At 68.8% G+C, this 14,166-nt stretch carries 12 protein-coding genes and 1 pseudogene; 8 read left to right on the top strand and 5 right to left on the bottom strand.

Going from position 1 to position 14,166, the window contains the following annotated elements; genetic code table 11:
• Together mraW and QH196_RS01250 are read right to left on the bottom strand one after the other, a co-directional pair.
• Positions 1-231: 16S rRNA (cytosine(1402)-N(4))-methyltransferase (gene mraW / locus QH196_RS32435; RefSeq protein WP_432279405.1), on the bottom strand; the 231-nt coding region annotated here is incomplete at its 3' end.
• Positions 194-1,069, bottom strand: coding sequence for a YdcF family protein (locus tag QH196_RS01250; protein WP_280413890.1), 876 nt, complete (start codon positions 1,067-1,069; stop codon positions 194-196). The genes mraW and QH196_RS01250, both read right to left, overlap by 38 nt.
• Positions 1,070-1,325: 256 nt before the next feature.
• On the opposite strand from QH196_RS01250, the gene QH196_RS01245 reads away from it, so the two are divergent.
• The 3 genes from QH196_RS01245 (at position 1,326) to QH196_RS01235 (ending at position 3,995) form a co-directional block, all read left to right on the top strand.
• Positions 1,326-2,201: a bifunctional 5,10-methylenetetrahydrofolate dehydrogenase/5,10-methenyltetrahydrofolate cyclohydrolase gene (locus QH196_RS01245; protein ID WP_280413889.1), complete on the top strand. Its 876-nt coding sequence runs from the start codon at positions 1,326-1,328 to the stop codon at positions 2,199-2,201.
• A 110-nt stretch (positions 2,202-2,311) separates the two neighbouring features.
• A complete protein-coding gene (locus QH196_RS01240; protein WP_280413888.1) occupies positions 2,312-2,794 on the top strand; it encodes a cation:proton antiporter regulatory subunit in 483 nt (160 codons plus the stop codon).
• Between the two features lie 10 nt (positions 2,795-2,804).
• The gene (locus QH196_RS01235; RefSeq protein ID WP_280413887.1) at positions 2,805-3,995 is read left to right on the top strand and encodes a cation:proton antiporter; all 1,191 of its coding nucleotides are present in this window, start codon (positions 2,805-2,807) and stop codon (positions 3,993-3,995) included.
• A gap of 65 nt (positions 3,996-4,060) precedes the next feature.
• On the opposite strand, the gene QH196_RS01230 is transcribed toward QH196_RS01235, so the two are convergent.
• Positions 4,061-4,411 (bottom strand): hypothetical protein, encoded by a 351-nt coding sequence (locus tag QH196_RS01230; protein WP_280413886.1) that lies wholly within the window; start codon positions 4,409-4,411, stop codon positions 4,061-4,063.
• Positions 4,412-4,695: 284 nt separating this feature from the next.
• Here QH196_RS01230 and QH196_RS01225 point away from each other — a divergent pair, with 284 nt between their 5' ends.
• From QH196_RS01225 to QH196_RS01215, 3 genes are all read left to right on the top strand, one after another.
• Complete coding sequence (locus QH196_RS01225) at positions 4,696-6,276, top strand: AIM24 family protein (RefSeq protein ID WP_280413885.1); 1,581 nt, start codon at positions 4,696-4,698, stop codon at positions 6,274-6,276.
• A 328-nt stretch (positions 6,277-6,604) separates the two neighbouring features.
• On the top strand, positions 6,605-8,185 hold the full coding sequence (locus QH196_RS01220; RefSeq protein ID WP_280413884.1) for a phytoene desaturase family protein: 1,581 nt from the start codon (positions 6,605-6,607) through the stop codon (positions 8,183-8,185).
• A 132-nt stretch (positions 8,186-8,317) separates the two neighbouring features.
• Positions 8,318-9,766, top strand: a complete 1,449-nt coding sequence (locus QH196_RS01215) for a three-helix bundle dimerization domain-containing protein (protein WP_280413883.1) — start codon at positions 8,318-8,320, stop codon at positions 9,764-9,766.
• Between the two features lie 38 nt (positions 9,767-9,804).
• Here QH196_RS01215 and QH196_RS01210 read toward each other — a convergent pair whose 3' ends face one another.
• Positions 9,805-10,725 (bottom strand): LLM class F420-dependent oxidoreductase, encoded by a 921-nt coding sequence (locus QH196_RS01210; RefSeq protein WP_280413882.1) that lies wholly within the window; start codon positions 10,723-10,725, stop codon positions 9,805-9,807.
• A gap of 66 nt (positions 10,726-10,791) precedes the next feature.
• Positions 10,792-11,019, bottom strand: a complete 228-nt coding sequence (locus QH196_RS01205; RefSeq protein WP_280413881.1) for a hypothetical protein — start codon at positions 11,017-11,019, stop codon at positions 10,792-10,794.
• Between the two features lie 325 nt (positions 11,020-11,344).
• Between QH196_RS01205 and QH196_RS01200 the strand changes: the two genes are divergently transcribed.
• Together QH196_RS01200 and QH196_RS01195 are read left to right on the top strand one after the other, a co-directional pair.
• Positions 11,345-13,450: an AMP-binding protein gene (locus tag QH196_RS01200; RefSeq protein ID WP_280413880.1), complete on the top strand. Its 2,106-nt coding sequence runs from the start codon at positions 11,345-11,347 to the stop codon at positions 13,448-13,450.
• A 234-nt stretch (positions 13,451-13,684) separates the two neighbouring features.
• A pseudogene (locus QH196_RS01195) lies at positions 13,685-14,166 on the top strand (metallophosphoesterase); the annotation flags it as partial.

Raw genomic sequence — 14,166 nt, 5'->3', positions numbered from 1 at the left:
GTCCTGGAAAGGCCGCAACCGTTCGGCGGCATGCGCCAGCGCGTCGGCATCCCGGTCCAGCCCTACCAGGCGCAGCGCCGGATGGGTCCGCAGGAAGTATTCGGCATGGCCCCCCAGCCCGAGGGTGGCGTCGCTTTTATGCCCCGGGGGGGGGGGGCGGCGGGTATGGGGGGGGCCGTCGCCACCGGATGACTCAGCGGCTGGTGCTGAGCTGGAAGGTGCGGGTCGCATCCAGATAGATGCTGTACTGCGCCTGTTTGCTCGGCGGCGGCAGTTGCGAGACCAGCTGGTTGAGTGAGGTCGTGGCACCCACCACCGGGATTCCCGCGACGTAGAGATCGGCCACCGCTCGCCGGATATGGTTCGGCGAGGTGACCGCCACCGCGCTGGTGGCGCCGAGACCGTGCAGGATTTCCGCACTGAACAGCGCGTTCTGCACGGTCGAGCCGGCGCGGTTCTCCACATGGATCCGGCTCGCCGGAATGCCGCGGCCCACCAGCCAATTACGCATCGCCTCGGCTTCGGTGATTCCGTTGCTGGGGTTGTAACCGCTCACCACGATGGGCGAGAACGGCGAGGCGATGGCCTGCAACCAGGCGGCCTGCAACCGGTCGGCCAGTTCGGGCCGGGGCGTGCCGTCGGGCAGCAGACCGAAACCGAAGACCACGATGCCGGTCTGCGGTCCGACCAGGGCGGGCAGTGGATTGGGGAGGGTGGCGATCCCTGCCCCGATCCCGTGCAGGACGCGGTCGGTGCCCGCGGCCATCTCCGGGTCGACGACCCGCAGCCGTCCCATGGCGTCGTTCATGGCCGGGATATCACCGGCGTAATGGGACCAGATCGCCTGCAGCGACAGGGCCTCGGCATCGGCCGGGTCGCGGCCGATGAGCTCGCGCAGATCGGCGCGCCCGGCGTCGGAGTTGCCTTCGGTGAAATGACGCTGGGCGGAGTTGTAGAGGGCGTCCGTTTCGGGGCTTGCCTGAGCGGGCGCGCCGAAAAGACCGGCGAGAGAAATACTTGCGGCGGCGGCGATCGCCACCAGATATTGCAGACCTCTGCGATTGTGCACTACGGCGACACCTTTCCACGGGGGAGTTGGTTCTCGTAGGGATCGGGTCGGAACTGACGGATTTGCGGTACGTGGCAACTCACCATAGAGCCGAACAGGGCCGCGACCGCGGATTTGCGCCTGTCCGACTCGTGACATGTCTCAAACCCGGCAGCGTCGCCATCCCGTGGATCCGGCGGTACCCTCGCGGCCGCTGCGTCGTGTCGGACGACGCCCTCGCATGACCCGTCCGGATGCGGCACTAGGGTGGATGCTCGTGGATACCGCATCGCTGACCGGGAAAGATCTCGCCGCCGCCCTCAACGCGGAGACGACCGCGCGGGCGCAGGCCCGCACCGAGCAGATCGGCCGGGCGCCGCGCCTGGCACTGATCGTCGCCAATGACGATCCGGCCAGCGCCTGGTACGTCAACTCGTTGAAGAAATCGGCCGCCAACCGCGGTATCGAATGCGACACAGTCGATCTGGGCGCCGATGCCTCGGCCGAAACGTTGCGGACCGAACTGTCCGTGCGCAGTGCCGACCCGGCCACCGATGCGATCATGCTGCAGACCCCGCTTCCGGCCGGGGTGACCCTCGACGACGTCTCCCCGGCGATCGCCGCCACCAAAGATGTGGATGGGGTGAGCCCACTGTCGCTGGGCCTGCTCACCGCCGGATCGGCCGGTTTCGCGCCTGCCACCGCCGAGGCCGTGGTCGAGCTGCTGAAGCATCACGGGATCGCGCTCGAAGGCCGCCACGTCGCTATCGTCGGCCGCTCCAACGTCGTCGGTAAACCGCTGGCCCAGCTGCTGCTCGCCGAGAACGCGACGGTCACCATCTGCCATTCCCGCACCACCGACCTCCCCGCGGTGACCTCCGCCGCCGATATCGTGGTCGCCGCCGCCGGCCGGATCGGGCTGGTGACCGGCGCGAACCTGCGGCCCGGCGCGGTGGTGATCGATGTGGGGACCAACGAATCGGCCGACGGCTCGATCGTCGGCGATGTCGACCCGGAATCGGTCCGGGGCACGGCGGCCGGGCTGAGCCCGGTACCGGGCGGAGTCGGGCCGGTGACCACCGCGCTGCTGATGCGGCATGTGGTGATCGCGGCCGAACAGGCCGGGCGGACCGCCGATACCGCGCCCGCGTAACCACCGTCCAGCGGGGTTGTGGCCTGCGGGTTTCGCGACCGGCTGGGTTCGGGTAGGGCTAGGGAGTACGGTCCATCGGGCCGTACCTACAGTCGAGTTAAGGTGACATCGTGAACGTCGAAGTGACACCCTTGCCTGGGATAGGCGTACGCAAGGACTTTCCACTCACCACCGTGCGCCGGCGGATCGGGGTAGTCGACCACAAGGACGGGACGATCGACCTGATCTTCACCAAGATCGGCGATCCCGATGCCACCACGCAGATCCCGATGACCGAGGCCGAGGCCGGGACCCTCGCGAATCTCCTGGGTGCACCGCAGCTGGTGGGCCAGCTGCGTAACGAATACCGCGATATGGATGGGGTGAACACCCGCCAGCTCCCGGTCGGCGAGCACTCGCCGTACGACGGACGGACGCTCGGCGAAACGCGGATGCGCACCCGTACCAAGGTCTCCATCGTGGCCGTGATGCGCGCGGGTCAGACCATGCCGGCACCGGGACCCGATTTCGTGTTCACCGGGGGCGATGTGCTGATCGTGGTGGGGACTTCCGAAGGTCTCGACAGCGCGGCGGACATCCTGAAAGAGGGCTGACACCCCTGCGATGAATGCGACCACGCTGGCAATGATCCAGCTGGGGGCGATGTTCTTCGGGCTCGGAGTGCTCGGACGCATCGCGGCCCGGATAGGTATGTCCCCGATACCCCTGTATCTGATCGGCGGTCTCGTATTCGGGGAAGGGGGTTTCATCGAGCTCCACGAGGCCGACGAGTTCATCCATCTCGCCAGCGAAATCGGCGTGGTGCTGCTGTTGTTGCTGCTCGGCCTCGAATACAGCGCGGCCGAACTGTTCACCGGTATGCGCAGATCCTGGATGGCCGGCCTGCTCGACCTGGTGCTGAACGCGACACCGGGCGTGATAGTGGCACTGATGCTGGGGCTGGGGCCCACCGGCGCCCTGGCCATGGCCGGTGTCACCTATATCTCGTCGTCCGGGATCATCGCCAAGGTCCTCAACGATCTGGGCCGGCTCGGTAACCGGGAGACGCCGGTGATCCTGTCGATCCTGGTGTTCGAGGATCTGGCGATGGCCGCCTACCTCCCGGTGCTGACTGCCGTCCTGGCCGGGCTGGGTTTCGTCGCGGGGCTGCAATCGCTCGGTATTGCGCTGGCGGCGGTCACGGTCGTCCTCGTGGTGGCGATGCGATACGGCAAGTACGTGTCGGCGATCGTCTCCAGCGAGGACCGCGAGATCTTCCTGCTGAAACTGCTCGGTTCGGCGCTGCTCGTGGCCGGGGTGGCCTCCGCGCTGCAGGTCTCGGCCGCGGTCGGCGCCTTCCTGCTGGGTATCGCCATCTCCGATACCACCGCCCACAATGCGACGAAGATCCTCGAACCGCTGCGCGACCTTTTCGCCGCGATGTTCTTCGTCCTGTTCGGGCTGACCACCGATCCGCGCAGTATCCCGCCGGTCCTGGGCTGGGCGGTGCTGCTGGCGGTGATCACCACGGTGACGAAGATCGCGACCGGCTGGTGGGCCGCCGCGCATGCCGGATCGTCCCGGCTGGGCCGCGCCCGTGCCGGTGCCGCGCTGGTGGCCCGCGGCGAATTCTCCATCGTCATCGCGGGCCTGGCCGTGGCGGCGGGCGCCGTACCCGACGAATTCGCTGCCCTGGCGACAACCTATGTCCTGCTGATGGCGGTCGTCGGGCCGATCGCGGCCCGCGTGGTGGAACCGGTACTGCGGTTCGTCACCCGGGAGCCGAAACCGGAGCCGGATACCGCGGACGAATAATTCCGGGATCCGCCGATCGGCCTCCGCGGCGAAGGAGGCCGATCGGCGAACCGGAGGGCCGCCGGTCAGGCGGCAGCGGCCGAATACAGGGACCGCAGCACGGTGGCCGGGTCCTCGACATCGACGACGAGCCGGGTGTAATCGGTGCCGCGCAGATCGATACGCACCGCCTTACCCCCGAAAAGTGTGTCCCAGAATTCCTTCCGGCCTTTACCGCGGAAGGTGCCGGCCGCGATCGCGCCGGGGAAGAAGGCGCCGGGCGCGCGGACCCACGGCGGGCGCAGGTCGATTTCCGCGGGGGCGACCGCCGCGATATTCGCCAGATCGAAGGTGATCCGGTCGCACAGCGACAGCACCCGGTGCGCGCCGCGGACCTGGACGGTGACGGTGGTGCCGGTGATCTCGATATCCACCATGGGTTCCTCCCGGGGCCGAGTTCCGCTCGTCTCTCACCAGGATGCCGCCGGGATCTGTCGGTTGGCTGTGCTGCTCCTGTGAATCTTCTCAGGTTGGCTGTACTCCGGGTCACCGCAGGTCGCGGTGACCGCGCGCTCGCGGCCCGGTCCCGCGGTGGCGCGCCGCACGCGGTATCGGTCAGACTCGTCGGTGTGGAACAGAAATCGAACGAGTGCCCGGCCCCGCGCCGGGGAACTCGGCGGACCGGTCTGTGCCGGTACGCGTCGAGTCGAGGTGATACGAGGTGACCGCACTCGCTCCGGGGGAGAACCGGCCCGCGCCGGGCGACCGTTTGACCGTCACAGTGACATGTTCGGCGGCGGTCGATGTCTCGGCGCTACTGCTCGCCGGAAACGGCAAGGTCCGGTCGGACGGGGACTTCGTCTTCTTCAACCAACCGGTCGGCCCCGGTGTCACCTACCGGCACGGCCGGGGCGCCGGGGATGTGGTCGATGTGCAGATGCCGGTGCTCCCGGCCGATATCGACAAGGTCGTGGTCACCGCGAGCCTGGACGGTAGCGGACCGCCGGCCTTCGGCGCGGTCGGATCGCTGACCGCGACGATCACCGGCCCGCAGGGCACGCTCACCTTCCCGGTCTCCGGGTTGAGCACCGAAACCGCGGTGGTGTGCGTGGAGATCTATCGCCGGTCCGGCGCCTGGAAGGTGCGCGCGGTGGGCCAGGGCTACGATAACGGCCTGGCCGGTATCGCCACCGATTTCGGGGTCAATGTGGACGACGATCCCGTACCGCCGACGCCCGCACCGCCGCAGCAGCCACCGGCTTCCCGTACCGATCCGACTATGGTTGCCAGTCCCGTAGCGGTGCAGCAGTATTCGCCGCCGCCCGCGCCGAGTATGCCGCCCGCACTGGGGTATCCGCCGCCGGTCGCGCCGCATCCGCCGGTACCGCCTGCGGCTCCCTATCCGCCGGCGAACCCGGCGCCTTATCCCTCGGGGTATCAGCCGGCGCCCGGATACCCGCCGCAGCAGCCCTACCCACCGCAGCAGCCTTATCCGCCCGCCGCCCCCTATCCCGCGGCGCCACAGCACAATCCCGCACACTTTCCTCAGCAAGGAGCTCAGCCGATGCACAGCGAGCTGTTCGACCCGCGTCATGCCGAAGTCTCTGGTATGGGCATCCAGAAACAGGGCGGCAAGATGATCAAGGTCGGGGTGAACGGCGAAACGCTGGTCCGCTCCGGCTCCATGGTCGCCTACCAGGGCGACCTGCATTTCCAGGCGCTCGGCTCCGGCGGAATCGGCCGCGCCATCCAGCAGCGGCTCACCGGCGAAGGGGTGCCGCTGATGAAGGTTTCCGGCCGCGGTGATCTCTTCGTCGCCAACGGCGCCGCCGAAGTGCACATCATCGACCTGGACGGGACCGACGGGCTCACCATCAACGGGTCGAACGTGCTGGCCTTCGACCCGACCCTGGGCTACGACATCCGGATGGTGCAGGGCGCGGCCGGGGTCGCCAGCAATGCCGGGTTGTTCAACTGCGTGTTCTCCGGTCGCGGCCGGATCGCCATCACCAGCCACGGCACCCCGGTCGTGCTGAATGTCGACCAGCCGACCTACGCCGATCCGCAGGCGGCGATCGCCTGGTCGTCGAGCCTGCAGACCGGGGTCAAACGCAACGATTCCTTCGGGCTGGGCCGGCTCATCGGCCGCAGCACCGGCGAGGGGATCACCCTGTCGTTCTCCGGCCGCGGATTCGTCATCGTCCAACCCTCCGAACTCCCGCCCGGCGGCCTGCTCGGGGGCACCGGCGGCGGACAGGAGGCAGGCCAGAGCGGTGGACTGCTGGGCGGCCTGCTCGGCTAGGTCTGGGCCGCGTGCGGGCCCCAGCGACCCATATCGACTCGAAGGGGTTGACTCGACGCGACGTCGGCCCCGTCGCCCATCGACCTCGAGCGACGTGCCCGGTGCTGATTGGTCGCGGCGTCGCGGCGGCCACCGGGCAGCCTCGGCGGCCGACCGCAGTGTGGGAAGCCCGCGGCGGCACCGACGGAGCCACCGCCGCCTTGGGCGAATACCGCACCGGCATCCGCCCAACGTGCCCGGCGCGCCGCCGGGCAGTTCACGGGGTACGTCAGGTCCGTCCGGAACGTCATCGATACCGGCGCGTGCGGGACTGTGGTATCGACGACCCATGGTGATGAACGCTCGGTACGACGTGGTGATCGTGGGCGGCGGGCACAACGGGCTCGTCGCGGCCGCCTATCTGGGCCGGGCGGGGTATTCGGTACTCGTCCTGGAACAGGCGGCCGCTGCCGGGGGCGCGGCGGTTTCCGCGCCACTGTTCGCGGGGATCGATATCCGGGTATCGCGGTACTCGTATCTGGTCAGCCTGCTGCCGGACCGTATCGTGCGGGATCTCGGTTTACGATTCCGCACCCGCAGGAGGCGGATATCGTCCTACACCCCGGCCGGGGACACCGGCCTGCTGGTGGACAACAGCTCACCGGAGGTGACGCGGGAAAGTTTCGCCAGCGTCACCGGATCGGACCGGGAATTCGCGGCCTGGCAACGGTTCTCGGCGATGACCGGTGCGGTCGCCCGCGCCGTGTTCCCGACCCTCACCGAACCGCTGCCCACCCGGGACGAGCTCCGGCAGCGGGTGGGTGCGCGGCATTGGGCGGCCTTGTTCGAGCGACCGCTGGGGGAGACGATCGAGGAGTATTTCGCCGACGATCTGATCCGCGGCGTCGTGTTCACCGATGCGCTGATCGGTACGTTCACTCACGCCCATGACCCGTCGCTGGCCCAGAACCGGTGCTTCCTCTATCACGTGATCGGCGGCGGTACCGGCGACTGGGATGTGCCGGTGGGTGGTATGGGCGCGCTGACCGATGCTCTTCTCGCCTGCGCGCGTTCGGCCGGAGCGGAGGTGGTGACGGGCGCCGAGGTCGTGGGGGTCGATACCGACGGGACGACCGCGCAGGTGCGTGTCGTGACCGACGGCGCAACCCCGGCCCTCGTCGACGCCCGGTATGTCCTGGCGAACGCGGCACCCACCGAGCTCGCGCGGCTACTCGGCGAACCGGTGGATACGGAACCCGAAGGTGCGCAGCTGAAGATCAATATGCTGCTGGACCGGCTGCCGCGTCTGCGCGATACCGGCACCGACCCACGGGACGCTTTCGCGGGGACCTTCCATATTGCGGAATCCTACGAACAACTCGACCACGCCTACCGCGAGGCGGCCGCGGGCCGCCTGCCCACGGCGCCGCCCTCGGAGATCTACTGCCATACCCTCACCGATCCGAGTATCGCCGGTCCCGGCGCACCGGACACCCGGCATACGCTCACTCTGTTCGGCTTGCACACCCCCGCAAGGCTTTTCGTCAACGACCCGCAGGCGGCGAAAGAGGCGGCCGTCACCGCCACCCTGGCCCAGCTGAATGCGGTACTGGCCGAACCGGTGCAGGATTGTCTGGCCCGTGACGCCCACGGTGCGCCCTGCCTGGACGCGGCCACACCGGTCGATCTGCAGCGGACGCTGCGCCTGCCCGGCGGGCATATCTTCCACGGCGATCTGTCGTTCCCCTACCGCAGTGACCCCGCCGAGACGCCGGCGCAACGCTGGGGTGTGCAGACCGCGCACCGTAATATCCTGCGCTGCGGTGCCGGAACCGTTCGCGGTGGCGGTGTGAGCGGTATCGGTGGGCACAATGCCGCTATGGCGGTCCTCGCGGAAACCGCCGCCCAGCGGCCGGGAAATGCACGGTGAATTCTGGTCGGAGAATCGGCTGCCCTGCCCGCTCACGGGAGTGTTCGAATACTTTGTGGCGGTAGGGTTGTCGGCTGTGGATCGGCCCGGCGGGTCGTTTCGATTTCGCTGTCCGGCGCCGAGGAGATGGACGTGGCACTCGATACCGCACCCAAGGGTGAGGCCCCCGACGACAAGGCCGCGCGCGAGCTGAAGGCCATTCGCGAGCTGGAGAACCGGCTGGCCGCCGCCTATTCACCGGACCGCTCGGCGGCGGAGGTGGGTGTCGCGGTGCGGACGACCCACGACCGGTTCTCCGGTAGCGCGGTCCGCGATTTCGTGCCCATTCTGGTGGAACGCGCGGTACGCCGTGAGCTGGAGCCCGCGGCCGAGCCGGAGAGCGACACGGCGATCGGCGCGGACAACGCCGCGGCGCCGGCCGAGAAGCTCACGACGGGCTCCGGCGGGACCGTTTCCGTGGAGCGCGGCCGTGCCCCGGCCACCGGCCGCCGCGGTCTGTTCCTGCTGGCCGGTGCCGGTGTGGTGGCGGCGGGCGCGGCGGCCTGGTCGGTGACGAGATCGGGTTCCGACGCGACGCATGCGGCGGCGCCGGTCGCGGGCGCACCGCTGACGGCTGTCACCGGGGTCGTCGGTTCGGAGAAGACAGCGTTCTTCGGCGATCCGCGGGTCGCGGAGGTTTTTGCCGGCCACGGGTTCGAGGTCCGGGTGAAAGCGGCCGGATCGCGGGAGCTCGCCACCTCGATCGATCTCGCGGGGCAGGCCTTCGCCTTTCCGTCGAGCCTGCCCGCAGCCGAGAAGCTGAAGCGCGAGGTGGGGGTGCGGACCCAGTTCACGCCGTTCTATTCACCGATGGCGATCGCCACCTTCGCACCCATCGTGGAACTGCTCGACGCGGCCGGGGCGGTGAAATACGACGGTCCCGTCCCCGCGCTCGACTTCGCCGCCTATATCGATATGGTCCAGCGCGGTGTGCAGTGGGATGAGCTGGAGGGGAACCGGACCTATCCGGTCGCGAAGAATATCCTGGTCAGCACGACCGATATCCGGACCTCGAATTCGGCGGCCATGTATCTGGCAGTGGCCGGCTATGTCGTCAACGATCACGCCGTGGTGCGCGGGGCGGCCGCCGAACAGCATGTTCTGCCCACCTTGCAGCGGCTGTTCCTGGCCCAGGGGTACACCGAGGGCTCGAGTACGGGACCGTTCGAGGAGTACCTCACCGCGGGTATGGGGGCGACCCCGATGACCTGGATCTATGAGGCGCAGTACGTCGCGGCGGCCGTCGCGGGGCGGCTGCGCGACGATATGGTCCTGCTGTACCCGTCGCCGACGGTGCTGTCCCGGCACACCCTGGTTCCGCTCACCCCGGAAGGGGAGGAGATCGGGGCGCTGCTGCACAACGACCCCGATCTGCAGGCGCTGGCCGCCGAACACGGGTTCCGCACCGGTGATGCGGCCCGCTTCGACGAGGTGGTGACCGAGCACGAGGTGCCGGTCAGCCCGGATCTCGTCGATGTGGTCGATGTTCCGGCCTACGAAACTCTCGAACATCTGCTCGGCGGGGTCGCGGGCGCCTACTGACAGGGCCGGCGGGGGCCGGACGGTTCCCGCCGGCGACCTCACAACTGGGTGGCGACCTCGTTGGCGATGAGCGCCAGGTGTTCGAGATCGGTGAGGTCGAGGATCTGCAGATAGATCCGCTCGGTGCCGATCTCGCGGTAGCGTCCGATCTTGTCGACGACCTCGGCGGGCGACCCCGTCAGCCCGTTGGTGCGCAATTCGTCGACCTCACGCCCGATCGCGACGGCCCGGCGCGCGATCTCGGCCTCGGTGGTACCCACACAGGCGACGAGCGCGTTGGAGTACACCATGCTGTCCGCGGCCCGGCCCTGCGCCGCGACTGCCGCGCGGACCCGTTCGAACTGGGCGGCGCTGTCGTCGGCGGAGAGGAACGGAATATTGAACTCGCTCGCGTACTGCGCCGCCAGCCGGGGCGTCCGCTTCGGGCCCTGGCCGCCGACGATCACCGGCACGGGCTGCTGGACGGGTTTGGGCAGCGCCGGTGAGTGGCGGAGTTCGTAGTACTTCCCGGTGAAGTCGAAGGTTTCGCCGAGCGCGGTCTCCCAGAGGCCGGTGATCACCGCCAGTTGTTCTTCGAACCGGTCGAATTTTTTGTCCGGGAACGGAATACCGTAGGCTTCGTGCTCCTCGGCGAACCAGCCGGTGCCCAGGCCCAGCTCCACGCGACCGCCCGACATCTGATCCACCTGCGCCACCTGGATCGCCAGCGGACCCGGCAGCCGGAACGTGGCGGCGGTGACCAGTGTGCCGAGCCGGATCCGGCTGGTCTCCCGGGCCAGGCCGGCCAGGGTGATCCACGCATCGGTCGGGCCGGGCAGGCCGTCCACCGATCCCATGTGCAGATAGTGATCGGAACGGAAGAAACCCCCGAAGCCGAGTTCTTCCGCGGTCCTGGCCACCCGCAGGAGTGTCGTGTAGTCCGCGCCCTGCTGCGGTTCGGTGAAGATACGCAGTTCCATGCGCCTATCGTGCCGCACGGCCGGGTGGCGGCCCCGGCCGCCCTGCGGCGGCGGTGACCGTCACCGTCAGATCAGGCGTGCGGCCGGTCCGGTCATCGTGGTGGGCAGGACCTGGCCGGACCAGCCGCAGGGCAGACCGCAGCTGGCGATGACCACGGTTTCGATTTCGCCGGTGTCGTAGATACGGCGCGAGGATTCCGCGCGCGCGGGATAGCCGCACGATTTGCATTTACCGAAGTAGTTGAGGATTTCGTCGGTGTGGTTGCGGACCACCCGGCGCCGGGTCTCGGGCATGGTTTCCTCCGGGGTCGCCATTGACTGTTACGGCGCCGAATGTAATTCGCGCACAGGGGGTGTGTGGCCGGAGTGAGCCGGGGCTGGGAGCACTCACACCGTCGTCGCGGAAAGCTTTGGGCAACCTCCAACCATGAGGTCGGCGGGCTTTCGGGACCCGGGGTGAATATCCGGCAATTCGCTTCGTGACCTGTCACAGAGCCTCCCCGGAGCCGGTGCTACTCGCTGGTAATAACGGGGAGGCCGGGCTATTGTGAGCGACGTTACAGATGGGTTTCCCCGCCGACCCAGTTGTCCGTTGCGGGCCGACGAGAAGTTGTACGAGTTGGTTACCGACGTCATCGATGTGGTCGCGGATCTGCCCGCGGCGCGCGCCGCGGTATGGGATCTGCTGCTGGACCCGCAGACCTATCCGCGCGTGTTCACCGGGATCGGCGCCTGCTCCAGGCTCGACCTTCCAGGCGCCCAGCCGGTCTTCGAATTCCGGATCGGCACACCCGATACCGGTATCCGGGTGCTGCGGGTGCGGGTGGTCACCGGCCGCTGGTACGAAAGTTGTGAACTGCACGCGCCGGAGATCGGCAGTTTCGCCGCGCTGCGGTTGACCGGGGAGGGGGAGCGCAGCCGGATCGCGGTCACCTTCTTCACCCCCGGCCGGGTGCATCGGCAGGTGGCCGGCCTGTCGAATTCCGCCGTCCAGGATTGGGCGGTCAAGGGATTGCGCCGGATCGCCGATATCGTGCGCGGCGCCCGCACCTCGATCGTGGCCAACGGGGAGGCGTCGCCGGTGCGCCGCAGTTTCGGGGTGCTGCGGCAGGTCACCGCCAGCGGTGTGGTGCGTACCAACGCGCAGGTGGCGGTGAAACAGCTGCTGTCGCTGAATAAATGGGGATTCAACCTGGCCGGTGGCTACGCCGCCGGAGCCGCCTACTCGCCGCACCGGCTCGCCGTGATCGATGACCGGGGCGCCCGGACCTTCGCCGAGATGGACGAACGCACCACCGCGCTCGCCGGGGCCATGGCGGCGGCCGGACTCGGCGCCGGCGATGCCATCGGCCTACTGTCGCGCAATCACGCCGGCATGGTCGAAACCATGGTCGCCGCCGGGAAACTGGGCGTGGACGTGGCGCTTCTCAATGCGGGTCTGGCCGCGCGCACCATCGAGCAGATCGTTCAGCGGCACCGGCTCTCGGCACTGTTCGTCGATGCGGACCTGGAGGAGCTGGTGCAGTATCTGCACGCGGACCTGCCCCGGTTCACGACCGATTTGCCGGGGCCGTTGCCGGATCGCTACACCGTCGACGATCTGATCGATATGGGGGAACAGGATTTCCGCATACCGGCCCATCCAGGCCGCCTGATCGTTCTCACCTCGGGGACGAGCGGGGTTCCGAAAGGGGCACGGCGCCCGCACCCCAAAGGGTTCGCCACCATCGCCGCGCTGCTTTCCCGGATTCCGCTCGAAATGGAATCGGCAATGCTCATCCCGGCGCCGCTGTTCCATACCTGGGGGCTGGCCGGACTGCAGCTCAGTACCGCCCTGCGCTCCACGGTGATCCTGCCGGAACGTTTCGATGCCGAGGACTGCCTGCACCTGGTCGCCGAATACGGGATCACCACCATGATCGTGGTGCCGACCATGGTCAACCGCATCCTCGACCTCCCGCCCGCGGTGCGCGCCCGGTACGACACCTCGAGCCTGCGGCATGTGATCAGTTGCGGGGCACCGCTGGCCGGAGCCACGGTCCTGCGCTTCATGGACGCCTACGGCGATATCCTCTACAACGTCTACGGATCGACCGAGGTGTCCTGGGCGACCATCGCGACCCCGGCGGATCTGCGTTTCGCACCCACCACGGCGGGCCGGCCGCCGCTCGGCACCCGGGTCGCGGTGCTGGGCCCGGACCACAAACCGGTGCCGATCGGCGCCACCGGGCATGTCTTCGTGGGTAATCACATGCTGTTCGACGGCTATGTCAACGCCGCGCCGCCGGACGAGGCGTACGGCATGCTCGATACCGGTGATCTCGGATATTTCGATGTCAACGGGCGATTGTTCATCGCCGGCCGCGACGACGAGATGATCATCTCCGGCGGCGAGAACGTTTTTCCGCGTCCGGTGGAGGAGGCCCTCGCGCATCTGCCGCAGGTGAGCGAGGTTGCGGTGGTGGGTGTCCCGGACCCGGAATTCGGTCAGCGACTGGCCGCCTTCGTGGTGAAACACGAAGGGTCCGGGCTGGATCCGGATATGGTGCGCACCTATATCCGGCACCGCCTCAGCCGGTTTTCGGTGCCTCGCGACGTCACCTTCCTGCCGTCCCTGCCGCGCGGAGAAACCGGGAAGATCTTGAAATGGCTACTGGCAGGCGGGCACAACGGCGAGCTGCCGCCGCCGGGGATGGGCGGGCTGGGGGTCAGCGGGTCGGCGTGACCCGGCCGCGGCGGGGGCGATGACGCCCGCGCCGCGGCGCGTACGGATGCCCAGAAGATGCCGATGCCGAAGATATTTGCGCTGACATGGGGCAATCCGTGGTTGCCGCGGCGTGGGCCGGGCGCGCGGCGCGACCGCGGTGGCGGGCAAGGGGAACGGGGGCCACGGACCGCCGAGCGGGCACGGGTAGATTCAGCATCCGCATAGGCAATCGGTCAGGGAGAGGCATCCTCCGTGGTAGTAGTTTCCGTGCTCGCAGGGCTGGCCGCGGCGGTGGTGCTCGCCGGGTTGCACTGGTACCTGTGGCGACGGCTGGTCCGCGACACCACGCGAGCAGGTTCGATATGGCGGCCGATCGGCGCCGGGGTACTCGGCCTCGGCGTGGTGCTGATGGGGACCGCGTTCGGTGCGGTGTTCGCCGGCGCGACCTGGGATTCCTGGCGGCTCGCGGCGTGGCCGGGTTTCGTCTGGGCTGCCCTGTTCGTCTACCTGCTGATCGGTGTGCTGGCGGGCGAGATCATCCGCCCGCTGCTGTTGCGTGGGCTGGAGACCCGCGACGCCGGAACCGCCGCGCCGCAGCCGGCGGCCGCCCCCGCACGTGCGGCGCAGGCGCCGGAGCCCGTGGGTGCCGCGGTCGGTGACAGTGGGGAGCCGCCGCCCGCACCGGTGGCCGCGCCGGGGCCGCCGCCGGTCGTTCCCCCGGCTCCGCCCGCGCC

The sequence above is a fragment of the Nocardia carnea genome (genome assembly GCF_029868325.1).
Lineage (GTDB): Bacteria > Actinomycetota > Actinomycetes > Mycobacteriales > Mycobacteriaceae > Nocardia > Nocardia carnea_C.
The sequence above is the reverse complement of the archived record's forward strand: the minus strand, read 5'-3'. Positions and strand labels throughout refer to the sequence as shown.

Bases quoted from the DNA above. Each gene is read 5' to 3' on its own strand.
- QH196_RS01235 (WP_280413887.1), top strand. From the start codon at position 2,805: ATGAATGCGACCACGCTGGCAATGATCCAGCTGGGGGCGATGTTCTTC.
- QH196_RS01230 (WP_280413886.1), bottom strand. From the start codon at position 4,411: ATGGTGGATATCGAGATCACCGGCACCACCGTCACCGTCCAGGTCCGC.
- QH196_RS01220 (WP_280413884.1), top strand. From the start codon at position 6,605: ATGGTGATGAACGCTCGGTACGACGTGGTGATCGTGGGCGGCGGGCAC.
- QH196_RS01210 (WP_280413882.1), bottom strand. From the start codon at position 10,725: ATGGAACTGCGTATCTTCACCGAACCGCAGCAGGGCGCGGACTACACG.
- QH196_RS01205 (WP_280413881.1), bottom strand. From the start codon at position 11,019: ATGCCCGAGACCCGGCGCCGGGTGGTCCGCAACCACACCGACGAAATC.